General features: G+C 39.1%; 26 protein-coding genes. 25 read left to right on the top strand and 1 reads right to left on the bottom strand.

Annotation, left to right across the window (positions count from 1 at the left end):
* The first annotated feature begins 14 nt into the window (after nt 1-14).
* From secA to OLM56_RS16540, 16 genes are all read left to right on the top strand, one after another.
* The gene (secA, locus tag OLM56_RS16465) at nt 15-3,371 is read left to right on the top strand and encodes a preprotein translocase subunit SecA (protein WP_264527745.1); all 3,357 of its coding nucleotides are present in this window, start codon (nt 15-17) and stop codon (nt 3,369-3,371) included.
* A gap of 110 nt (nt 3,372-3,481) precedes the next feature.
* Complete coding sequence (locus OLM56_RS16470) at nt 3,482-3,895, top strand: nuclear transport factor 2 family protein (RefSeq protein WP_264527746.1); 414 nt, start codon at nt 3,482-3,484, stop codon at nt 3,893-3,895.
* A gap of 9 nt (nt 3,896-3,904) precedes the next feature.
* Nucleotides 3,905-4,261 carry a DUF4180 domain-containing protein gene (locus tag OLM56_RS16475; protein WP_264527747.1) on the top strand — a complete coding sequence of 119 codons (357 nt, stop codon included), beginning with the start codon at nt 3,905-3,907 and terminating at the stop codon, nt 4,259-4,261.
* 119 nt (nt 4,262-4,380) lie between these two features.
* Entirely contained in the window at nt 4,381-4,752 is a 372-nt protein-coding gene (locus tag OLM56_RS16480) for a glyoxalase (RefSeq protein WP_264527748.1), read from the top strand.
* 132 nt (nt 4,753-4,884) lie between these two features.
* Nucleotides 4,885-5,205: an ArsR/SmtB family transcription factor gene (locus OLM56_RS16485; protein WP_121374866.1), complete on the top strand. Its 321-nt coding sequence runs from the start codon at nt 4,885-4,887 to the stop codon at nt 5,203-5,205.
* Nucleotides 5,202-5,705 (top strand): SRPBCC family protein, encoded by a 504-nt coding sequence (locus tag OLM56_RS16490; RefSeq protein ID WP_264527749.1) that lies wholly within the window; start codon nt 5,202-5,204, stop codon nt 5,703-5,705. Before OLM56_RS16485 ends, OLM56_RS16490 begins: the two co-directional genes overlap by 4 nt.
* Before the next feature lie 6 nt (nt 5,706-5,711).
* Nucleotides 5,712-6,323: a YdeI/OmpD-associated family protein gene (locus OLM56_RS16495; protein ID WP_264527750.1), complete on the top strand. Its 612-nt coding sequence runs from the start codon at nt 5,712-5,714 to the stop codon at nt 6,321-6,323.
* 173 nt (nt 6,324-6,496) lie between these two features.
* On the top strand, nt 6,497-7,075 hold the full coding sequence (locus tag OLM56_RS16500; protein ID WP_264527751.1) for a Crp/Fnr family transcriptional regulator: 579 nt from the start codon (nt 6,497-6,499) through the stop codon (nt 7,073-7,075).
* 93 nt (nt 7,076-7,168) lie between these two features.
* Nucleotides 7,169-7,702 carry a YceI family protein gene (locus OLM56_RS16505; protein WP_182492471.1) on the top strand — a complete coding sequence of 178 codons (534 nt, stop codon included), beginning with the start codon at nt 7,169-7,171 and terminating at the stop codon, nt 7,700-7,702.
* A gap of 24 nt (nt 7,703-7,726) precedes the next feature.
* Nucleotides 7,727-7,945: a tautomerase family protein gene (locus OLM56_RS16510; RefSeq protein WP_182492472.1), complete on the top strand. Its 219-nt coding sequence runs from the start codon at nt 7,727-7,729 to the stop codon at nt 7,943-7,945.
* Nucleotides 7,946-7,963: 18 nt separating this feature from the next.
* Entirely contained in the window at nt 7,964-8,704 is a 741-nt protein-coding gene (locus OLM56_RS16515; protein WP_264527752.1) for an SDR family NAD(P)-dependent oxidoreductase, read from the top strand.
* Nucleotides 8,705-8,731: 27 nt separating this feature from the next.
* Nucleotides 8,732-9,109, top strand: coding sequence for a nuclear transport factor 2 family protein (locus OLM56_RS16520; protein ID WP_182492474.1), 378 nt, complete (start codon nt 8,732-8,734; stop codon nt 9,107-9,109).
* A 3-nt stretch (nt 9,110-9,112) separates the two neighbouring features.
* Nucleotides 9,113-10,186 (top strand): NAD(P)H-dependent flavin oxidoreductase, encoded by a 1,074-nt coding sequence (locus OLM56_RS16525; RefSeq protein WP_264527753.1) that lies wholly within the window; start codon nt 9,113-9,115, stop codon nt 10,184-10,186.
* 104 nt (nt 10,187-10,290) lie between these two features.
* Nucleotides 10,291-10,539 carry a hypothetical protein gene (locus OLM56_RS16530; protein WP_121374875.1) on the top strand — a complete coding sequence of 83 codons (249 nt, stop codon included), beginning with the start codon at nt 10,291-10,293 and terminating at the stop codon, nt 10,537-10,539.
* 25 nt (nt 10,540-10,564) lie between these two features.
* Complete coding sequence (locus tag OLM56_RS16535) at nt 10,565-11,359, top strand: DUF3667 domain-containing protein (RefSeq protein ID WP_264527754.1); 795 nt, start codon at nt 10,565-10,567, stop codon at nt 11,357-11,359.
* A 91-nt stretch (nt 11,360-11,450) separates the two neighbouring features.
* Nucleotides 11,451-12,110 (top strand): hypothetical protein, encoded by a 660-nt coding sequence (locus OLM56_RS16540; protein WP_264527755.1) that lies wholly within the window; start codon nt 11,451-11,453, stop codon nt 12,108-12,110.
* An 86-nt stretch (nt 12,111-12,196) separates the two neighbouring features.
* Here OLM56_RS16540 and OLM56_RS16545 read toward each other — a convergent pair whose 3' ends face one another.
* On the bottom strand, nt 12,197-13,129 hold the full coding sequence (locus OLM56_RS16545; protein WP_264527756.1) for a fibronectin type III domain-containing protein: 933 nt from the start codon (nt 13,127-13,129) through the stop codon (nt 12,197-12,199).
* A 284-nt stretch (nt 13,130-13,413) separates the two neighbouring features.
* Here OLM56_RS16545 and OLM56_RS16550 point away from each other — a divergent pair, with 284 nt between their 5' ends.
* From OLM56_RS16550 to wecB, 9 genes are all read left to right on the top strand, one after another.
* Nucleotides 13,414-13,947, top strand: coding sequence for a hypothetical protein (locus OLM56_RS16550; protein ID WP_264527757.1), 534 nt, complete (start codon nt 13,414-13,416; stop codon nt 13,945-13,947).
* 22 nt (nt 13,948-13,969) lie between these two features.
* A complete protein-coding gene (locus tag OLM56_RS16555) occupies nt 13,970-14,455 on the top strand; it encodes a DUF3592 domain-containing protein (protein WP_264527758.1) in 486 nt (161 codons plus the stop codon).
* A gap of 121 nt (nt 14,456-14,576) precedes the next feature.
* The gene (locus tag OLM56_RS16560) at nt 14,577-14,789 is read left to right on the top strand and encodes a hypothetical protein (RefSeq protein ID WP_264527759.1); all 213 of its coding nucleotides are present in this window, start codon (nt 14,577-14,579) and stop codon (nt 14,787-14,789) included.
* Between the two features lie 131 nt (nt 14,790-14,920).
* The gene (locus tag OLM56_RS16565; protein ID WP_264527760.1) at nt 14,921-15,463 is read left to right on the top strand and encodes a hypothetical protein; all 543 of its coding nucleotides are present in this window, start codon (nt 14,921-14,923) and stop codon (nt 15,461-15,463) included.
* 801 nt (nt 15,464-16,264) lie between these two features.
* Nucleotides 16,265-16,681: a hypothetical protein gene (locus OLM56_RS16570; protein WP_264527761.1), complete on the top strand. Its 417-nt coding sequence runs from the start codon at nt 16,265-16,267 to the stop codon at nt 16,679-16,681.
* Nucleotides 16,682-16,872: 191 nt separating this feature from the next.
* On the top strand, nt 16,873-20,250 hold the full coding sequence (locus tag OLM56_RS16575; RefSeq protein WP_264527762.1) for a T9SS type B sorting domain-containing protein: 3,378 nt from the start codon (nt 16,873-16,875) through the stop codon (nt 20,248-20,250).
* A gap of 213 nt (nt 20,251-20,463) precedes the next feature.
* Nucleotides 20,464-21,303, top strand: a complete 840-nt coding sequence (locus OLM56_RS16580) for a polysaccharide deacetylase family protein (protein WP_264527763.1) — start codon at nt 20,464-20,466, stop codon at nt 21,301-21,303.
* A complete protein-coding gene (locus tag OLM56_RS16585; RefSeq protein ID WP_182492491.1) occupies nt 21,303-22,484 on the top strand; it encodes a glycosyltransferase family 4 protein in 1,182 nt (393 codons plus the stop codon). The genes OLM56_RS16580 and OLM56_RS16585 overlap by 1 nt, the downstream gene beginning before the upstream one ends.
* On the top strand, nt 22,481-23,653 hold the full coding sequence (wecB, locus tag OLM56_RS16590) for a non-hydrolyzing UDP-N-acetylglucosamine 2-epimerase (RefSeq protein WP_182492492.1): 1,173 nt from the start codon (nt 22,481-22,483) through the stop codon (nt 23,651-23,653). Before OLM56_RS16585 ends, wecB begins: the two co-directional genes overlap by 4 nt.
* Nucleotides 23,654-23,683: the final 30 nt, after the last annotated feature.

Here is a 23,683-nt window from a genome sequence, read left to right on the forward strand (position 1 = left end):
AAATACAACAAACCATGAGTTTCATCAACAGCATATTAAAAGCTTTTGTGGGCGACAAATCGGAGAAGGATGTAAAATCCATCATGCCGATCATCAACAAGATAAAAGCATACGAAGAAACATTAGCTTCCCTTTCGCACGACGAACTGAGAGCCAAAACAATCTACTTCAAAGAAAGAATTAAAGAAGCAAGAGCAGATAAAGACGCCAAAATCGCTTCCTATAAATTAGAAGTAGAAAAGACGCAAGATATCGATGCCAGAGAAGACATTTACGCTTCTATCGATGCTCTTGAAAAAGAAGCTTACGATATTTCTGAAAAAACTTTGATGGAAATTCTTCCTGAAGCGTTTGCCGTTGTAAAAGAAACTGCCAAAAGGTTTAAAGACAATACTCAGATTACAGTAAAGGCAACTGCAAAAGATCTGGAACTTTCTGCTACAAAAACATACATTACTATTGAAGGCGACAATGCAATCTGGGCCAACACTTGGAATGCCGCTGGAAAACAGATTACTTGGGACATGATCCACTACGACGTGCAGTTGATTGGTGGTATGGTGTTGCACCAAGGTAAAATTGCCGAGATGCAGACGGGTGAAGGTAAAACGTTAGTCGCTACCCTTCCTTTATATTTAAATGCCTTGACAGGAAACGGAGTACACTTGGTAACCGTGAACGACTACTTGGCAAAACGTGATAGCACATGGAAAGCACCTCTATTCGAATTCCACGGCTTGACAGTTGAATGTATCGACAATTACCAGCCAAATACCGAAGGCAGAAGAAAAGCGTACAACGCCGATATTACCTACGGAACAAATAACGAATTCGGTTTCGATTACCTAAGAGATAACATGGCACACACGCCAGAAGAGTTGGTTCAAAGAAAACACAACTTCGCAATTGTCGATGAGGTCGATTCGGTTTTGGTCGATGATGCTAGAACGCCGTTGATCATATCCGGTCCAGTTCCACAAGGTGACCGTCATGAATTTAATGAATTGAAGCCAAAAGTTGACAATCTTGTAAACTTGCAAAGACAATTGGCAAACGGTTTCTTGGCCGAATCTAAAAAACAATTAAAAGAAGGCAATACTAAAGAAGCTGGATTCTTATTGTTGAGAGCTTACCGAAGCTTGCCTAAAAATAAAGCATTAATTAAGTTTTTGAGTGAAGAAGGCGTTAAGCAATTGCTTCAAAAAACAGAAAACCAATACATGCAAGACAACAACCGCGACATGCACAAGATCGATGAGGCCTTGTATTTCGTGATTGAAGAAAAAAACAACCAAGTTGAGTTGACAGACAACGGAATTAAATTCCTTTCTGGAGATACTGACAGCGATTTCTTTATCCTTCCAGACATCGGAACCGAAATTGCAAGAATCGAAAAATTGAATCTTGACAAAGATGCCGAAGCTGAAGAAAAAGAAAAACTATTCCAAGATTTCAGCATCAAAAGCGAGCGTATCCACACCTTGACACAGCTATTAAAAGCATACACTTTATTCGAAAAAGATACAGAATATGTAATCATGGACAACAAAGTATTGATTGTTGATGAGCAAACAGGACGTATCATGGACGGCCGTCGTTATTCTGACGGATTGCACCAAGCGATTGAAGCTAAAGAAAACGTAAAAATCGAAGCCGCTACGCAAACATTCGCGACAGTTACTTTACAAAATTACTTCAGAATGTACAGCAAATTAGCGGGTATGACTGGTACTGCTGTTACAGAAGCTGGCGAGCTATGGGAAATCTACAAATTAGACGTAGTTGAAATCCCTACCAACAAGCCAATCGCAAGAAAAGATAAAGAAGACTTGATCTACAGAAGTACGCGTGAAAAATTCAACGCAGTAATCGAAGACGTTACAGCGCTAGCGGAATCAGGAAGGCCTGTATTGATCGGTACCACTTCTGTCGATATTTCAGAATTATTAAGCCGAATGCTGAAGATGAGAAATATTCCTCACAACGTATTGAACGCCAAAATGCACAAGCAAGAAGCACAGATCGTTGAAGAAGCAGGAAAAGCCGGAGTCGTGACTATCGCAACAAACATGGCAGGTCGTGGAACGGATATCAAGCTTTCTCCAGAAGTTAAAGCTGCCGGAGGTTTAGCTATCGTTGGTACAGAACGTCACGATTCACGTCGTGTTGACCGTCAGTTGAGAGGTCGTGCCGGACGTCAAGGAGATCCAGGAAGCTCACAGTTCTATGTATCTTTAGAAGACAACTTGATGCGTTTGTTCGGTTCAGAAAGAGTCGCAAAAGTAATGGACCGTTTAGGCTTGAAAGAAGGCGAAGTGATCCAGCACTCGATGATGACAAAATCAATCGAAAGAGCTCAGAAAAAAGTAGAAGAAAACAACTTCGGAGTCCGGAAGCGTCTTTTGGAATACGATGACGTTATGAACGCACAACGTGAGGTAGTCTACAAACGTCGCCGACATGCATTGCACGGAGAGCGTCTGAAGGTAGATATAGCCAACATGATGTACGACACTTGCGAAGTTATCGTTGAAGCGAACAAAGCATCTAACGATTTCAAAAATTTCGAATTCGAATTGATCCGTTACTTCTCTATCACTTCCCCAGTAAATGAAGCTGATTTCGCAAAAATCACGCCTATGGAATTGACAGGAAAAGTATACAAGTCAGCTTTAGAATTCTATACCGAAAAAACAGCAAGAAGCGCAAGAGAAGCTTTCCCGATCATCAAAAATGTTTTTGAAAACGAAAACAACCAATTCGAAAGAATTGTAGTTCCGTTTACAGACGGCATCAAGACCTTAAACGTAGTAACCGACCTGAAAAAGGCTTACGAAACAGAAGGTACGCAGTTGATTGGCGATTTCGAGAAAAACATCACTTTGGCAATCGTTGACGAAGCTTGGAAAAAGCACTTGCGTAAGATGGACGAATTGAAACAATCTGTACAATTGGCTGTTCACGAACAAAAAGACCCATTGCTTATCTATAAATTCGAAGCATTCAACCTGTTCAAAAACATGATCGACAATGTGAACAAAGAAGTAATTTCTTTCTTGTTCAAAGGCGATCTGCCACAACAGAATACTCCGAATATCCAAGAAGCAAGAGAAGTAGCGCGTCCGAAAGAAAATTACAAGACTTCAAAAGACGAAATTCCAAATTCAGATGAAGCTGCAGCAGCCAACCGCGAAGCAGGACAAACTCAAAGACCACAGGTGACGGAAACTATCGTACGCGACATGCCAAAAATCAACCGTAACGACAACGTTACCGTGAAGCATGTTATGAGCGGCAAGACCGAAACCATGAAATATAAAAAAGCTGAAAGTCTTTTAACTTCTGGCGAATGGGTTATAGTCAATGAATAAGATTTCAAGTTTGAGATTTTAGATTTCAGATTTAGAATAAATATAAATCCCCGATTGCAATTAGCGGTCGGGGATTTTTTATATTTGAAGTATACAAAATTGCTAACACTATGAATTCTGACACTACACAACAGACACTAAATACAATTCAAAACTATCTTGGAGCGCTCGCCCAAAGAGATTTAGAAAAACTATTGGCTTTCTTTCCTGAAAATGTAGATTGGTTCGTTCCCGGAAACGAAGATGCAGCCCCGTGGCTCGGAAAGAAAAGTACAAAAGAAGAAATAAAAACATTCTTTGAACTATTGTGGGCAAACACAGAGCCTTTGGGTGCAAAAATTGACTCTATTTTTGCAGAAGACAATCATGCCGCAGTAATAGGAGAATTTTCTTCCCGAATGACCAAAACTGGCAAAACGTATGAATCTTTATTTTCCATACATTTCACCTTAGAAAACAACTTAATTGTTCGGTATCGCCTGTTGGAAGACAGCTATGCACTTGTGAATTCTTTGAGTAATTAAACTTTAAACATGAAAATCGAAACTCATATAATAAACGAGACCAGAATTGCCGAAATAATTTCAGACACAACAGTAATCGAAACTGCCGAAGACGGATTGGATTTGTTGGGCAATCTTTATTATCAAGATTTTGGCACAATTATACTCCATGAAAAGAATATTACTCCGAGCTTTTTTGACTTAAAGACAGGCATCGCTGGCGAAATACTCCAAAAGTTTTCAAATTACCGCGTTCGTTTGGCAATTGTTGGTGATTTTAGCAAATACCAAAGCAAGAGTATCAAAGACTTTATTTTTGAAAGCAATAAGACAGGGCAGATTCATTTTGTGTCTTCTACTTTGGAAGCTTTAGGGAAACTTTCATAAGATTGATAAATGAATTGACGCCAGTATAAAAATATGACAATTGAAGTATCCGAAGATCCTTCATATAAATACGATTCGGCAGATAACATTTCAATTAAACGTACTGTAAAAAGAAAACTATGAAAACTAAAAACATCTCAATCCGCGCTTTTATTGGAGCCGAAAACTTTGAAGTATCGCGCAGTTTTTACCGAGACTTGGGCTTTGAAGAAGTAGTCCTATTTCCTAATATGTCTTTCTTTAAGACCCAAGAAGGACTAGGATTCTATCTGCAGGATGCCTATGTCAAAGATTGGGTAGACAATACTATGCTTTTTTTAGAAGTTGAAAACGTAGCAACCTGCTGGAAAGATCTTTTGGCTTTAGACCTGCCTGCTAAATATAAAAACGTAAGGCTCACTCCTATCCGCCACAACGATTGGGGTAGCGAATGCTTCTTACACGATCCTTCTGGCGTACTGTGGCATTTTGGAGAATTTTCAAAACCATAATTTTAATACAACTCCCCGATTATAACATTCGGGGAGTTTTTATTTAAAAAAAAAACGAAAAAAATTTGCGAAACCAAAAAGTTGCACATATATTTGCAACCAATTAGTTGCTTTAATTAAACAAACAAAACAATGAGGAGAGATGTTTTTCAAGCCATAGCAGACCCAACAAGACGAGCAATTATCGCTCTGATCGCATTGCAGCCCATGACGCCCAATGCTCTTGCTGAGCATTTTGACACAACCCGCCAAGCCGTTTCAAAACACCTAAAGATATTAAACGAGTGCGAACTCGTAAAGCAAGAACAGCAAGGCAGGGAAATTTATTACCAGCTCGAAATTGACAAAATGAAAGAGATAGACAAATGGCTCGAACAATTCAAGAAAATCTGGGAAAGCCGCTTCAGCCAACTTGACGACCTATTACTAACAATCAAAAAACAAGAAAAATGAAACCAAACCTGCAATTTGACTTCATCGTCGACAAACAAAACAATACCCTAACCGTAAAACGCGAATTTGCCGCAAACCGACAGTTGGTTTGGGACTGCTACACCAAAAGCGAATTATTAGACCAATGGTTTGCGCCAAAGCCATTATCGACTAAAACCAAGTCTATGGATTTTAGCAAAGGCGGCCACTGGCATTATGCTATGGTGGAACCAAACGGTACAGAATACTGGGGACTGACGGAATATACCGAAATACACCCGATCGACTACTACAAAGCGCTTGATGCTTTTTCTGATCCTGATGGCAATATCAATACTGAACTGCCACGCGCCAAATGGAATGTTTCCTTTCAAGATTTTGGCGAAAATGCTATCGTCGAGACTATCGTGACGTATAAATCACTTTCCGATTTAGAAACCGTTATCAATATGGGAATGGAAGAAGGAATGCTTTCGACACTAGAAAGACTTGACGATCTATTGGCAACCTTAGCAAAATAGCATACAATGGCACAATTTGATTCCAAAGTACAAGACTATATCGCAAAATCTGCTGATTTTGCCCAGCCTATATTAAACCACTGGCGACAGCTGGTTCATGCCACATGCCCAGAGGTTGTAGAAGCCATCAAATGGGGCATTCCCCACTTCGATTACAAAGGCGACTTTATGGCGGTCATGGCTTCCTATAAGAACCATTGCTCCTTTACGTTTATAAAAGCTGAATTATTGAGCGACCCTCGCCTAAAAGACAAGGCAAAACTAAAACCTGTCGAAAGATACTTAGGCAAAATTACCAGCCTGTCTGATCTGCCAGACGATGTCGAGTTTGTCGCTCTGCTTAAAGAAGCGATGGCACTCAATGAAAAAGGCATAAAAGTTTCAATGAAGAAAAATGACACGCCAAAAGTTGTCGAAACGCCCGATTATTTTATCAAAAAACTAGAATCCAACCCAAAAGCAAAACAAGTCTTCGACAGCAAATCTCCAGCCTTTAGGAAAGAATACAACATTTGGATAACCGATGCCAAAACCGATGCCACGCGCGAAAAAAGAATGGAAGAAGCCATAGAGTGGATTGCGGAAGGGAAAGGCCGATTCTGGAAATACGCAAAATAAGCCCAACATGATTTTAGTTTTACCTAATAATCCCTAGTTGTACCCTACAGTTGGGGATTATTAATTTCTAAAATTCATAATTCATAATTCATAATTCATAATTCATAATTCATAATTCATAAATACACTTCTATCTCTTTTAATACTAATTTTGTTAAACTAAACTTTTAGAAATGGACGGCAAAGATCTATTACGACAGCACATAGCAAAAACAGCTTCATTAACAGACGATGAGTTTGACTATTTCTTTTCGCATTTCAAATCCGAAACTTTCAAAAAAGGACAAGTCATTATTAGCGAGGGTGACCTAGTCGAAAAAGAATATTTTGTCCTTTCAGGATGCCTAAAAGCTTTTTTTGTCAACGACAACATAAAGATGCACATCCTCCAATTCACAATGCCTACTTGGTGGACGTCTGATTATGCCGCTCTATACAACAACACCAAAGCCACCATCTGCATCGACTGCATCTCAGATGCCGAAGTCCTTTCAATTTCTAACGAAGACAGAGAGAAAATCTGCAACGAATTGCATCAAGTCGAGCATTTTTTTCGATGGCGTACCAACAAAGGCTATGTAGCGGCTCAAAAAAGATTGCTTTCTTTCATGAACAATGATGCCAAGACGCGTTATGAAGAACTTCTGGCGCTCTACCCTGCCCTTTATAACATGGTCCCGAAACACCTGATTGCTGCCTATTTAGGGGTTTCAAGAGAAACACTAAGCCGATTATACACTTCCTCAAAATAGTCCTCTGCAGAATGTGACCTATGTCACCTAGCTCCCCTATATTTCCTTCCGTCCTTTGTACTATAAATTAATAACAATTTAAAGTACAGAAAAATGAAAACACAAAATTTTAAAATTGAAGCACAACAAAGCAGAGTCGAATGGATAGGAAAAAAAGTAACCGGAGCACATAACGGTACAATTGCTATCAAAGAGGGAAATTTTATTTTTAACGACGGCAAGCTTTCAGGCGGAAACGTTAGCATCGACACTACCTCAATTATCATTCTAGATGTTACCGATCCGGCAACCAACGCACAATTTGCAGGCCATTTAGCATCAGACGACTTTTTCTCTAGCGAAAGTTTCCCGACAGCTTCTCTAGAAATCACTTCAGTTAGGCAACATTCAGAAACCAGCTATCATGTCGAAGGCAACCTGACCATAAAAGGAATTACCCATTCTATTGGGTTTGACTTGAAAACAACTGTTACAGGAGAAACGCTCACAGCTTCCGGCAAGATCCTCATCGACCGTACCAAATACGATATGAAATTCCGTTCTGGTAATTTCTTTACCAATCTGGGCGACACTTTAATCTACAATGAATTTGAATTGAATGTAAATCTCGTGGCAAAAGCCATCTGATCTTAATCTAAACAATTAGAAATCATGCCTTACGTAAAAATTGAAGTAACCCGTGAAGGCGTTACAAGAGCACAAAAACAACAGCTGATTGCAGGCATCACAAACCTCATCACCGACGTATTAGACAAAGACCCTAGTCTTACCCACGTGGTCATACAAGAAATAGAACTTGACGACTGGGGCTTTGCCGGAGAACAAGTTTCCGTCCTTCGTGAAAAAGGGATAACTGCACAGAAAAAATAATTCGTAAAACTTACAACAATGAAAACAGCAATAATAACAGGCGCATCTACCGGAATAGGAAAATCCATCGCAAAATTATTTTTAGACAAAGGATATAATGTAGTAATCAACTCGGCCAACGCGAGCAACCTCGAAAGAACCCAAAAAGAGCTCGGTCATGCAGACCGTTTGGCTTCCGTAGCCGGAGATATAAGCGATGCTTCCGTAGGAAAACAATTGGTCGAAACTGCCGTTAGCCGTTTTGGTAAAGTAGATGTAGTAATTAACAACGCTGGCATATTTCAGCCTAAGCCCTTTCTAGAGGTAGAAGAAAAAGACCTTGACCGCTTTTTGGAAATCAACCTCAAAGGCACCTTTTTTACCAGTCAGGCTGCTGTAAGGCAGATGCTGCAACAAGGCGGCGGTGCCATCATCAACATAGGCACGGTACTGGTTGACCATGCCATAGACGGCTTTCCTGCTACTGCTCCAATTTCGAGCAAAGGGGGCGTCCATGCACTTACGAAACAGCTTGCCGCTGAATTCGGAAGAAACAATATCCGTGTCAACGCTATAGCGCCAGGCATCATAAGAAGTCCGTTGCAAGCCAAAACAGGCGTGGCCGATGCCGACAGCTTGGCCGGGCTGCATCTGCTCAACCGTATCGGCGAAACCCAAGACGTAGCCGAGCTAGCTCTTTATCTTGCCGAAAGCAATTTTGTAACCGGAGAGATTATCAATCTGGATGGCGGACATGTAGCAGGCCACCGCATTTCGTGATAACCGTTTCACTAAAAAAACAAGACGATGAAAAATACGAATGAAAACAGAAAGCGCATAACTTCTGTACTAGAAGATTATTTTAATGGTATTTTTGTAGGTGACGTCGATTTGCTAAAAAGCGTTTTTCACCCGCAGGCATTTTTATCTGGCGACATTAAAGGAGAGCCTTATTTCAAAACACTCGACCAATATCTAGAAGGCGTAAAAAATCGGAAGAGTCCGAGCGAACTAGGAGCTGCATTTGGCATGGAAATCTTGTCGATAGAGATTATCAACACCATTGCTATTGCCAAAACACGCGTTCCTATCTTTGAATACAATTATTATGACCTGCTCAGCCTGTCAATAATTGACGGACAGTGGGTCATCACAAACAAGCTATTAACACACGTAAACGAGTAAGTGATGTGGAATAAAACCAAAATAACAGAACTGCTGGGCATCCAATACCCTATCCTGCAAGGGCCTATGGGCGGCGGGTTTTCAACTGCCGAACTCTTGGCTGCCGTATCTAATAATGGCGGACTAGGAAGCTATGGAGCGTATACAATCACTCCCGAAGAAATACTGGAAGCCGCCAAGACCATAAAAGTAAAAACGGACAAGCCTTATAACATTAATTTATGGGTGTCAGACGTGGATAAAAGCTTAGCAAACTATTCTCTAGAATCGTTAGAAAAAGTAAAAATTCTGTTCAAGCCTTATTTTGATGAGCTTGGAATTCCCTTGCCGGAACTGTCAACGGATATTCCTTCCAAATTTGAAAAACAGGTAGAAGCGCTGTTTGAAATCCGCCCAGCTGTGTTCAGTTTTATATTTGGCATTCCCTCCAAAGAAATCCTTGCAGAAGCCCGAAGGCTCGGGATAAAAACAGTCGGCGCAGCAACAACCCTCGACGAAGCACTGGCGTTAGAAGAAGCCAAAGTAGACGCTATCGTAGCTGCTGGATTTGAAGCCGGAGGCCACCGTCCTTCTTTTCTTAGGCCCGCCCAAGATTCACAAACCGGACTCTTCGCGCTGATACAGCAGTTAAAAGCAAAAACCGCTACGCCTATTATTGCGGCTGGAGGTATTGCAGATGCCAAAGGCATAGCCGCGGCGCTGATGCTAGGTGCCGATGCCGTACAGCTAGGCACGGCTTTTCTTGCCACAGACGAATCGGGCGCTACGCCTTTACACAAAGACCTGCTGTTTTCAGACGGCTCAAAACATACGACCCTAACAAAATCCCTTACCGGAAGAATGGGCCGAATGATTGCCAACAAAATATCTGACGAAATAAAATTTGAGACCGAAGTGCTTCCTTTTCCGTTACAGACTAGGTTGATAGCTCCTCTAAAAGTAGCAGCACTAGAACAAGGAAGAACAGATATGGTAAGCTTTTGGTCCGGACAAAACACGGCTACCTTAAAACATCATAAAGCAGGAGAACTGATGCAGGCGTTGATTAAGGAAACAAGCCAACTGCTTGCTCTATAGACAATCTTTAATTGAGAAATAATAATCCTCGGTTGCAATTGCAGTCGGGGATTTATTATATTTGGAAACATTTATGAAATACCTACCAACCTACCAACAGCATTATGAAAACAAATAAATTATCCGAATTAACTCTCGAAGAACTCCATAAAGAAAAAAACAAATTAAAAGGAGTCGTGATTGGGTTTGGCATTGTAATGCTCCTAGCCTGCGGCGGACTCTTATTTCTGATTATCAAAAACCAAAACTTTGCGCTTTTTGCGGTTATTCCGGGCTGTATGCTGACATTGCTGCCAAGCTTTATCCGATTGGGACAACTGAATACCGAAATCAAATCGCGAAACTCTAACTAACAACCTCCTGCCAAACTTTTACAAAATGGAAAACACTTGCCTTAACTGCAACCATCTTATAACTGAAAATTTTTGCACCTACTGCGGACAGAAAAAATACAAAAGGATTGACCGAAAATACCTGACCGACGAGGTACAGTACATGGTCATCCATACCAACAAAGGCTTTTTTTATTCGTTAAAAAATATCATTAAGGCTCCGGGAAAGACCGCAAGAGATTTTATCGACGGCAACAGGGTCAACCATTACAAACCCCTTTTGATGGCCTTTGTATTGAGCGGTATTTCAGCCTTCATATCCTTTAAGATTATCGATATGAATTCTGTAATGGAGCGGTACTTTGCAGCGCATACAGAGCAAAAAATAGCTGTCTCATGGATGAATGACCTAACATCCGTAATGTCTAGCTACAGTTCTGCCCTAATGCTGTTATTGATTCCGATAGTTTCAATTGTCACGGTCTTAGTGTTCCGCAAATGGGGCCAGAATTATTACGAGCATATAATCATGAATACCTATATTCAGATTTTATATACTATTATCTCGATAGTCCTCTTGTCACCCATAATGTATTTTTTAAAAGACAGTCCCGATACGTTCATGCTTGTAGTAATAGGCTCTACATTTATCATCTATCCAATTATCATGACATGGTTTTATAAGCAATTCTATTCCCAAAAAAGCATAAGCGACGTCATCATAAAGGTGCTCCTGCTTATGGCAGTAGGTATTATCTTGTACCTAGGACTTATATTTGCTGTAGCTATTTATATGATTATAACCAATCCTGCAATGTTCCAACAGATGCAGCCTAAGTAATATAATTGTTTCAGATAAATCATATCGCTATCAGCTATTTATAGATTATTTCCTTAATGTTGCGTTAGATATAATAATCATCCCAATTATCATGAAATTAATTATTCTACTAATAATTCCAATATTTTGCTTTTCGCAAAATGATGATTACAACAAACTAAAAATGTTACCTAAAAAAGAGCTAGAGTATGCTATAAATGACAGCATAAAAAAGCTAGAATCTCTAGATTTGTGGAATTTTTTAAAGGTAATTAAAGAAGATACAACTATAGATTTAAAATCTTTTAACAACTCGCTTATTAAAAAACTAGAAACATCCAAGTTGCCTCATGACTTACACTTTCTAACTGTTATATTACTTGAACAAAATACACATAAAATTATATTACAAACTATTCTAAACCAAAAAAAAGACATTTGGGATAAAGGATTTTGGGCCGAAAAATTTTGGAAAATCATTAGAAAAAACAGCTTTGTAGTTGATGAAGATAAAGATTATAAAGTTGATGCGGCTGGTGAAAAACAATATGACATAGAACTTTATCTAAAGGAGAAGATAGCTAATGACCAATTAGGCCTGAACCCAATTTTGATGGTTAATCATACAATAGTTTCCTATACTGAAAATCAACTTATGAAAACATTAAACGATTTAAATATAAAAGACATGCAAGCTACTTCAAAGGACACAAGTGTTGGATTGTATGGCAAGCGAGGAATAGATGGCATGATCAGTATTCTAACCCGATAATTTTATATTAAAAATTAATCGAGACTAACAAAAAACGCGGGCTTCCAATAGAAGCCCGCGCTATATTTAGAATTTCCTATACTTTCTTAAAAGTAATAAGGACCAGCCCATTCGCTTCTGTCAGAACCCGTACAGTTGGCTCTTACATAAAAAGCATTCCATAAGCAGTACATGTTCGAAATAGAAATAGAGGTGTTAGAAGTTTCAAAAGTATTTCCATTTGCTGGATTATCAGTAGCCTCTTGAACGATAGAAATCGTATAGCTCTGAGGGTTGCCTCCCAGATAGCTCCATGAAAAAGCCCTTGTCTCTCCCATTCCTGCATTGCAAGCTCCAGAAATATTCCAGCTGTTTAAATTAACCGGTTTTGGGCAAGAGCCCATCGTGGTATACGTATATTTGACAAAAGCAGTCGTTTCGCCCGAAGAACAATACGAACGCACATAAAAATCATAAGCCGTAGAAGCTTGGATACCCGAAATTGTTTTTGAAGAACTTCCAAAAGAAGTAGTCTCTCGAGTTCCGGTTCCTAAAACAAATCCCGCAAGGCCATATTCTACCTCAAAGTGATCTGCAGACCCGCCCGTAAAAGCAAATTGAAGATCGACTGCATCTGGATAAAACTGTCCTATCTGTACCGTAGTACTGCCCACGCACTGGCTGGCTTGGGTGGTCACGCTCGAAAGCTTATAAGGAGCGCTGTTTTCGGTAGCGCTGCAAATGCCCGTGATATAAAAATCATAAGTTGTAGAAGGCGTTAGGCCCGTAATTTCTTGCTGCGAGTTAGAAGTCACCACAACCGTTCCGGATCCTGGCGTAAAGCCGGTCGCGCCATACTCTATCCTAAAAGAGTTGGCATTGCTGCCTGGCATAAAGCTGAGGGTAGCGCTGACAGGAGAGGTATAAAAAGAAACCGATTCTACCTTGCCGCAGTTCGATCCGCCGTCATCGCCGCCAGAACATCCCATGAAGAGGACAAAAATAAAAAGAGAAACGAGGGTCTTGATTTTTGTGTTCATTCGTTAATTTTATGAGTTAGTTTGCTAAAATATTTGGCGCGGCAAGATAGCAACATTTTAATTCTGGCAAAAATTTTTATAAAACTTTATTAAAACCACTGCCGCATTGCTTATATAGCAAGACTTTTACTATTTATATTGAAGAATTATTATCTTTGATAGCAGGCAGTGCCGGTTGGCTGTTAGCGTTGGTTGGCACCGTTTTATAGTTATCAGTATAAACTCTCTCTTAGGCTATATAAAAATACGGCCCTAATATTAACAACAGCAAACCAACCTAAACTATGCCTAAACCAGCTCCCCTATTTCTCCTCCTTGGCTGGCTCATGTTGGCTGGCTGTTCTGGCAACTCTACAGACCCAACAGCACTTTACAATAAAAAAGCCAATGAATTAATGGCCAAAGTTATCGAAGACTCAAATTGCTCGTGTTTGTTTCCAATCCCTAAAAGATCTTTAATCGCGATGGCTTATGCCGAAAGCCTTTCTCCAAAAATTGAAAATATTGTAATGGAAAAGCTAAAGCTACGCAACAATGCAGAATTGGACAGTCTGGTCAATTGGTCTCGAGAATTTAAACTAGATCCGCAAACGCTCAAAGAAAACGGCGTCAAAATCATTAGCCTAGAAGACTTTAACTATAAAAATGATTCTATTATTAAGATTTGTCCAAACGGTATACTATCGCTCCAAAAGCCCATTTTTGACCGCCACTTTAAGAGAGCCGTCATAGATTATAAGTGGGCATTTTCTTGCATGAGTAGGCCAATAAACACTTTTGAATTTAAAAACAACGAATGGACTTTTATTGAAAATTAAAGATTGTAATACTAAAAGCAAAATGAAATTTATCGAAAAGTATTGGGTAGTATTTATAATAGTCTTTGCCTTTTTCGCATTTTATAAACCAGCCCTTAGTTTTTTACAATTAGGCTCCTTGGTGCTTTTTATGGGTATCCATTATTTCTTATTTTTAAAACACATTGGAAAAAACGGTATCCGATCTGTCGGCAGGATCTTGTCTTATGAGGCCGGAAATGAAGGAGGCAAAATACCGGTTATAGGGTTTGAAACACTAGAAGGCGAATACATCAAAAAGCAACCCTATTATTATGCCTCCTCTGATATAGACCTGATAACCTCCTTCAAAAAAAACATAGACAGGCCGGTAGCAGTTCTCTATGACCCTCTCCATCCAGAAAACTTTATACTCGCAAAAGAAAAGGACTCCAATTATGGCAGTTTGGTTTTGATGGTCTTTGTGGGTACCATTTTTATAATCGTGAGTGTTTCCTCTCTTTTAGGATATATCAAAATTGATTTTTAACTAATCTTGCCTTTAGTAACTATACGCCTATCATTTTTTTTTCTTAAAATCCACTGTGTCAACTTCCTATATGACAACATTTCAAAAATAATCTCTCACCTTTGTTTTCAAATATTTACACATGAAAACAATAGACCCAGCCCACGCCACACTCTTCGAATTTACCACACCTCACAGCCTACAAAAAAGCCTGCACTATGTGCTGTTTAATTACCTCAACCAAAAAGATTTGGTACTGCCCGATAACTTCCAGACTATTATCGAAGACATTTATTTTCTCTTGGCCTATCTGCAAGAAGTGCAAGAACAGCAGTTGTCTTCGGGCAATTGCTAAGATAAAATTTCACAAGAAGCAATCATTTTTAACATTACAAGGCTTGCATGTTACAAAATAAGTTCGTAAAATTGAATTGATTTTTACCCCTAAACGCCACAATAGAGTAGTAATTTTAAACATGATTAATAATGAGAAAGTTTATTTCTACAATTCCGCCACAAGAAGTAACCAACAACTTCACTACGGCAATCAATGCTGCCTTGGTTCCATTGTCAGGCTTTAGAGTCTACATGACAGACAGCGAAAAAGCAGGCCGTTCTATGGCCGAAGACCGCGAAGGCTATGTACGCCTAATTTCAAGAATCGCCAACCAGTTTCCAGATGCCCTGAGCCGTTCTGATGCTCCCGATGATCTCGTGACGCACCTAGACTATTATGACAGGCTCGAATCCAATCGCTTGGCTTTGCTGCAGGCACTAGAAGTGATACAAGAAATTAGCCTGGGCACTGCTACCGACATTATGACCTTTGCAGACCGCTACCATGCCAATCTCAAGATTGCCCGAAACCACGACGCTTCTATTGATCTGGCCATGAGAGAAGTTGACGACTGGAACGCCCGTTTTGGCAACAGGACTCCGCAAGAGCCAGAAAATCCCGAACCCACAAAAGAAGAAAAGAAACCTACAAAAGATGGAGAGCCACCGCTAGATTCGCCTCCTATAGAATAATACCTTGTTATCTTTCCCATATTTAATTTTAAGGTTGCCTGTCGTAGCAAATGCTGCGGCAGGTTTTTTTTATGTCTGCCTAAGAAAAATGGAGAAGCATTTAGCCCATCCCCTAAGCAGACCTTGCTATTGGGCTAGGTATAGCTTGGGGGCTAGGTAGGCATGCCTTGCCCTGCATCTAAGTATACCTTGCCTGTCATCTAGGTCGGCCTAGCTCTTAGGCAAGCTATGCCTAGGGGTATAGGTAAGAGTACCTAGCCCTACACCTAAGTTGGCCTAGCCTTTTATGTAGGGAGACCTTGAGGTTGGGCAAGGTAGGCCTGGGGTGGCATGTAGGTGTGCTTTGCCGTTTAGATAGCTGGAGTTTTGACAAGCCTAAAAAACACTTATCGGCTAAAACCGACCACTTACGCCGATATTCGACCACTTATTACTTCTCGCTATGAAATTAAGAGGATAAATGAAACATTTGTATTAGAACCACATCTTCTGTTGGGGTTATTTTGTAACAGTTTAAAAGAAACAAGATGAAACATTTTATCAAAATAGTAGTATTTATATTCATGTGCTCTGTGGCATTTAGCCTCAATAAATCACCTAATGCGGGTCCAATGTATTTAGTAATTGGCATCGTGGGCACAGCCTATTTTATCTATAAAATCAAATCAGATAAAGAAAAATAAAAACATGCTATTATTAAATCTGAATTCAATAAAAACCACTTCTTGAGTGGTTTTTATTTATCACTTTACAGATTACTTTACAAAAATAATTTACATTTAAGCCAATCCAAAGCAAGCTATGATTTACTACATCAAACACTTTTTTTCCTACGTCATTATAAGCGTGCTGAGCGTTGTGATATTTGGCGCATTCTTAGTTTCTCATCCAGAATATCCGGGCGGTGCAGCTGGGATGGCACCGCTCTTAATCATACTAAACTGCATAATAGCAGCCTGCATAGCATTTATCTTGCTGTTGCTGCTTCGTATCAAGACAAAAATAACATTGCCTGCAAGCACCACGATGTTTGCGCTATTCTACTTTTTGGTACTTATCTTTTATTTTGACTCAAATCCTCTTGAAAAAGGCGATGCTATGGCAAGAAATATCAACATCTGGGGCTATTTATGCTTGCTGTTATCATATGTCTTGTTTAATTTAGGTTTGGCCGTTAGGCGGGCCTACCATAGCAAAGAGAGCTTTCTTAAAGAATGAGCGAGACAACTTTATAGTCAAACCAATTTGCTAAAACTGTATACTATTGATAACTCCTATATTTCTAGCAGATATGATATTTATTACGTAAAATTGTGCAAAAAAAGTACTCCCCTATAAAAATAGCTAGGCCAAAAACCTAGAATTATCATTACAGACAACAACAAATTTAGAATAACGAACAAACTATAATGCACTTTAAAAAAAACCTCCTCTTCATAACCTTTCTTCTTTTCTCAGCCTTTGCTTATTCTCAAGAAAATTGCAATAATGGCGTTGATGATGATGGAGATGGAAAAATAGATCTAAATGATAGTGAATGTGCCTGCAACGGCACATCTGTATCAAGTTTGGTGAATAACCCTGGTTTCGAACAGATGAATTTTTGTCCAAATGATTGGTCGAAGTTTAACGCCGCATCAAGCTGGTTCGCGCCAAGTTCAGCCACATCAGATTATATTAATTCATGCGGATTCATACCGGCATCTGCTATAGGGGCAGGAGTTTATCCATTTCCAGCCTCAAACGGCAATGGCGTAGCCGGAATATTAGTTACAAAAGATTATAAAGAATACATAGCAACTTGCACAAATGCTCCGCTGCTAGCAGGCACAAAATATCAATTAAATTTTGATATCGCCTCTTCTACTTCGGGCAGAATTGTAAGCACGCAGCCTAATATAGGCGACACTTGCAATGACAATGTTTTAAACGCCGGAAAAATCGACATCACATTATACGGAAGGTCAGACTGTAATACTACGCCTTCAAATTCGAATTTTTTTCCTGTGGGATGGCAGCCTTTGGGAACGGCAACTTACATTCCCTCTAAAAAGTGGGGACAACTCTCGATAATCTTTACGCCTACCGCAAACATTAATTCAATAATGCTTGGCTCGCAGTATAATGCCCCAGAAAGCTATCTCAATGAACTCGATTATACTTTATGCTTTCCTTATTTTTACTTTGACAATATTATGCTAAACACAACGTCAAGTTTGGGCGTGCACGTTACTGCGGTCGGAAATTTTTGCGAAAATAGCCTAGTGCTTACCGCTGCTATAGAATCTGGCCAGCCCAGCCCCCCTTCTTATCAATGGTATCGAGACGGTATAGCTCTAGTAGGTGCTACTAATGCTGCGTTGCCAATTGCATATGGGCTCGCAAATACTGGCAATTATCAAGTTAAAATAAGTAGTAGCGGTTCTTGCAAGATAAGCCCAAAATACAACGTCAATACCGTTATGGATGTTCCCGAATATAGTTTTGTCCAATCTCCATGTTTTCCGGGCACTACTACAATAACCATCACTTCTCCTGCAGACGAGTTTAGTTTTGATAATGGGGCTACTTGGACAACTAATCCCTCAAAAGGAGATTTTACGGCCTATTACAATCCGATTAAATTGGTGATTAAGAAAAACGGATGTATCTCAAATGCAAGATATGTTTCTTTAATCTATCCGCCTCTATCAACAGTCTATACCGAGCCACAAGTCATAGTAGTACAGCCAGGATGCCAGACCAATGGTTCTATAACAGTCACGACTCCTGGCCAAGAATATAGTTTTGATGATGGAGTAACCTGGACAACAAACCCAGTACTGGATAACTTGCCTCCAAGCTATAATCATACGTATAAAGTAAGAGTAAGAACAGCGCTCGGATGTGTTACCATTCCCAAGTATATAACGATGTATCCTTTTCTTCTGCCAGAACCCGAATTTACTTTTACAAATCCCAGCTGCGGTGTAGGCGGAACTATAACGGTGACTACACCCGCACATGAATATTCTATAAATAATGGATACTCTTGGTCAACAAATCCTGTCTTTACTAATTTACCGGCCGGACCCTATAACGTCAAGATCAGAAATACGCAACTCTGCGTATCTCAAATTGGTGTAGTTGAACTATGGACCACTTTTTTACCAATGCCCCAAATTTCTTTTACCCAACCCTCTTGCGGAGCATTAGGTACTATTACGGTATTGACAGAGGCTTCTCAATATAGTTTTGACAATGGCGGCACTTGGACCACCAACAATACTGCTACCAATCTACCTGGAGGGTTTTATCAGATACGGATCAAGAATGCGCAAAATTGTATGTCGTATTCTGAGTTTGTATCTCTAAATGACTATATATGGGACGTTGATGTGAATTATACCGTACAGAATGCCTTCTGTTCTAACAATGGAAGCATTACTATTACTACTAATGCCCAAGAATACAGCTTTGACAACGGCATGACTTGGACCACAGATGCTACTGCATCTAATTTATCTCCAGGATATTATTTCATAAAAATCAGGAATGGCATTAATTGTGAATCAGATACGGCGTTAGTTGTTTTAATCGATAGCGGAAATGCTCCTCCCGATTATCAGATTGTAAATGCTGGATGCAATAGTTATGGAACTGTTACAATAACTTCAATAGCAGATTTATATAGCTTTGACAACGGCGTCACATGGTCTACAAACAATACTATTTCAAATCTATCGGGTAATTATACTTTTGACATAGTCATTAAAAACGGAAGCTGTATTTCGCAAGCAGCTAGTATCAATTTTAATTCGAATTATTCTACGAATCCTTTAGTAAATGACTACCAAGCCTTTATTTGCGATTTATCAAACAACAATACCGAAAAAGTAAATTTAGCAACATATAACAGCTATGTGGTTAATAATCCCTCAAATTATGAATTTCATTATTTCACTACTATAAGTGACGCGCAAAACTTAAATCTCAGCAATGAAATTCACAACTATACTGATTACGAAATATCAAGCACTAACAATACCGTCTTTGTTAGCATTGTATCTTCAGAAAACTGCTATAGTGTTGCCAAGATTACTTTCTCTCTCTTAAATGCTCCTGTCATTACAACTCTAAAGGATACAGTAATAGTATGCGAAAACAGCTTTGTTGTTGTAAATGGCGGCAACTCTTTTGATAGCTATCTGTGGTCAACAGGTGCCACAACAAGTTCTATTGTTATCTCCAATCCAGGCAGCTATTCGCTAACCGCTTCTTATGATTATGGCGGCCAGATTTGCTCTACGACTAAAACCTTTTCAGTAATACTATCCAATATTGCTACAATTACCAGCGTGCTTACTGAAGATTTTACAGACAATGATAATGTAATCATAATAAATGTAAGCGGTGTCGGAAACTATCAATTCTCAATTGATGGAGTTAACTATCAAGACAGCAATATATTTTCAGGCTTGGCAAATGGCGTCTATACCATATATGTAAAAGATAAAAATGAATGCGGAATTGTAAAAGAGGATGTTTTTTTATTAATGTATCCTAAATTTTTTACTCCAAATGCCGATGGGCATAACGATTTATGGAGCATCAAGCTTTCAAATTTCGAACCCGGTCTAGAAATAGTCATTTTTGACCGCTATGGAAAACTATTAAAAAAATTAGATCATAAAAATGCGTGGGATGGCAAGTATAACGGTAAAGATCTTCCGTCAGACGATTATTGGTTTGTAATAACAAAAGCAGATGGAAAAGAATATAGAGGGCATTTCTCATTAAAAAGATAGTATAATTTTAATGCTTCATTTAAAGTTTTTCTTATGATTGGCGTAAAAACACAAGTAAGTAATTAATACTATTCAATAACACGCAAGATTAGCATTCTTAGCACAAAACGCTTGCAGAATGAAAGAATTTTCTATCTTTAAAATCTTCTTTAAAAAAGTAGGCAATAAAATCCATGCAAGCCTGTTTGATATAAATAGTTTAGAATTTCTTAAGTGAAAAAATATATTTGTTTTAGATTCGATATAGATACTCATATCTGCCTGAGAGAAGGCGTCCCTAATTTGCTTAAGCTATTTGAAGCCTATGATGCAAGGGGTACCTTTTTTGTAAGTATGGGAAGATCGTTTGACCGCTCCCTATTTTTAAGAGAAAAGATCAAAGCACAATTTTCGGGCAAAAAAACAGCAAATGGAACTTTCTCTATGTTTAGCAAGCTGGGGGCCGCCAATAGCGCTACAGCGTTGCTGCTCAATCCTAGGATCGGAGCTGTTCATAAAACTATACTTCACGATATAATAGCGCATGGGCATGAATTGGGACTACATGGCGGAAAAAATCATGCCCTGTGGGAGAAAAATGCTAAAAATTGGAGTGAACAAAAAATCCTTCAAGAAATAGACTATGGCTTGGGCCATATCAGGCAGCAACAGCTTCCAGCTCCTGTTTCTTTTGCCTCGCCATGCTGGCAGTCGCCCATCGGAATAGAAAAACTGCTCAAACAAAGAGGATTCTCCATCTTAGCCGATGAGTATTCTGCTACCCACCAGCCCAATAAAGAAGTTTCGGGCTTTATCCATTTTCCAACCAATGTAATAGGAAAACACGGAAACGTTGGATTTGTCGAAAATTTGAGAGCATTAGGCTATTCATCCGAAGAAATTCTGTCTGAATTTAAAAGGCAGCTAGACACCGAAGGAAATTATAAGATGGTATTTGATCATCCGTTTTATATCGGTATTAAAGAACTAGAAATTCTTTCTCAAATGATAGAAATAAGCCTAAGTAAGGGCTATACAATAGAAAGCTTACAAAACATAAGCAGGCATATCTAATGAAAATTCTACATATTTATCGCGAAAAAAATGAAGGGCAGATAGGCGGCGTCGAATACCATATTAAATATCTGGTACAGCAACAGCAAAAACTAGGGCATATGCCTAGCGTGCTGACTTTTTCTTTATCGAACAGAAACCATCTGACTGTTGAAAACCGCAACGGTATTGATTGGCATATGTTAGAAGTCAAAGACCCTGTCTATAAGATAGCCCAGAAACTTAAAACTTTCGAAAGCGGAGGCCTGGGCTTTGTAATTACGCCTTTTGAAAGACTACGGCAAAATTTGAGGGTTTCTGGAAAACTAAAGCTGGTACAAGATATTAATCCAGATATCATACACCAGCACGATTATCTTTCAAGCGTTAGGCTGAGTCGGAAAATTTCAAAAAAATTCAAGATCATCTTTACGAATCATTACGGAGAATATTTGTTCCTCCAAAAAACCAGAATAACCCGTTATCTGCAAAGTCATTTCTTGGCACATTTTAATGCTATTATTGCCCCAAGCCAGAACCTACTGCCTCTCCAGAATAACAGTTATTTTATTTCTAACGGATTTGATACCGATGGCTTTAAAGAAATTGCGTCTGACGAAAAGATAAAATTAAAAACAGAACAGGGGCTAGAAAAAAAAGTAGTGTTTTTATGTGCTAGAAGATGGGCGCCTACAAAAGGAGTGCTATATCTAGCAAAAGCACTCAATTTATTAAGCGATGACATAAAGCAGAAATCTGTTTTTTTATTTGCCGGAAATGATGCCGAAGACTTCCAATTGTATAAAAAACAAGTCCAATCAGAATTAGACAGATGCATAGGCGTCGATTTTAGGCTCTACGGAAATCTAGACCACGATAAATTAATCCCACTTATAAACATAAGCGATATTGGGGTTATTCCGTCACTAATGGAAGGAATGAGCCTCTTTTCTATTGAGCTGATTTCTTGCGGCATACCCGTCCTGGCAACTGATGTCGGAGGGCTTCCCGAAATCATCAAAACAAATGAAAATGGCTGGCTGGTACCCCAAAAGGATGCTCAAAAAATAGCAGACGAAATTACCAGAATAGTCCATAATTGGCCTGATACAAATCTGCCAATCAATACCCTCGAATTCAGAGAAAAATATTCGTGGGAATCTATAGCACAACAAACTTTAGAAATTTATAAAAAAACATGAAAATACTAGTCGTTATTGGAACCAGACCAGAAGTAATTAAGACAATTCCTCTAGCAGTAAAATTACGCGAGATAAAAGGATTCGAAGTAGCCATATGTTCTACCGGCCAACATGCTGAAATAATGGATCAAGCCCTTGCTGTTTTTGGAGTAAAACCCGATTATAATTTAAATGTCATGTCGCCCAACCAAAGCCTTAGCGAGCTATCCGCAAAAATCTTAATCGGATTGCAAAAACTCATTGTCGAATTTAAGCCCGACTTGATGGTTTCGCAAGGTGATACGGCTACCTCGTTCACTACCTGTTTGGCCGCATTTTACGAAAAAGTAAAAGTAATTCATATAGAAGCAGGCTTGAGAACAGGTGATATCTATTCGCCTTTTCCAGAAGAAATGTCTCGAAGAGTAACCGCAATGATCTCCAACATAAATTTTGCTCCTACAACAAGAGCACAGCAAAATTTATTAAATGAAAACATTCCGAAAGAAAATATAGTTCTGTGCGGCAACACAGGTGTTGATGCCTTATTCTTTATAAAAGAAAGAATGCAGCAAGATCCTTCCTTGAAAAAAGAAGTACTGCAAAAATTTTCTTTCCTGCAAGAAGATAAAAAACTGGTGATAGTTACTGCCCATCGTCGTGAAAATCATGGCGAAGGAATTGAAAATATATGTAAGGCTATAAAAACGCTGGTAGCTACAGAAAATATTCAGGTATTATTTCCGATACACCACAATCCAAATAGCAAAAAACATATTGAGCAAGAACTTGAAGGTATTCCAAATGTATTTCTTGTCGGCCAGATTGATTACCTATCCTTTGTATACTTACTAGACAATTCTCACCTTATTATTACCGATTCTGGAGGCATTCAAGAAGAAGCTCCTTATTTAGGTAAGCCGGTTTTGGTTACCCGCTTTTCTACCGAAAGGCAAGAAGCAGTAGAGATAGGGTCTTCTATCTTAGTAGGTCCTGTTCATGATGCTATTGTCTCTGAAGCAAAAAAATTATTAAACGACTCAGAATATTATGAGAGCAAATGCCTGGTTAACAATCCTTTTGGAAATGGAACTGCAGTTGAAAAGATAATTGAAGAAATACAAAAAATGGATATAAAAACAGCCAAAGATACACCTCTTAATACTGCCTTTTCAGTACCTTTAGCTTAGATAAACAGCTCCTAAACACTCTTCAATACC

Origin of the sequence: Flavobacterium sp. N2550, assembly GCF_025947265.1 — a bacterium.
GTDB classification, from domain to species: Bacteria; Bacteroidota; Bacteroidia; order Flavobacteriales; family Flavobacteriaceae; genus Flavobacterium; species Flavobacterium endophyticum.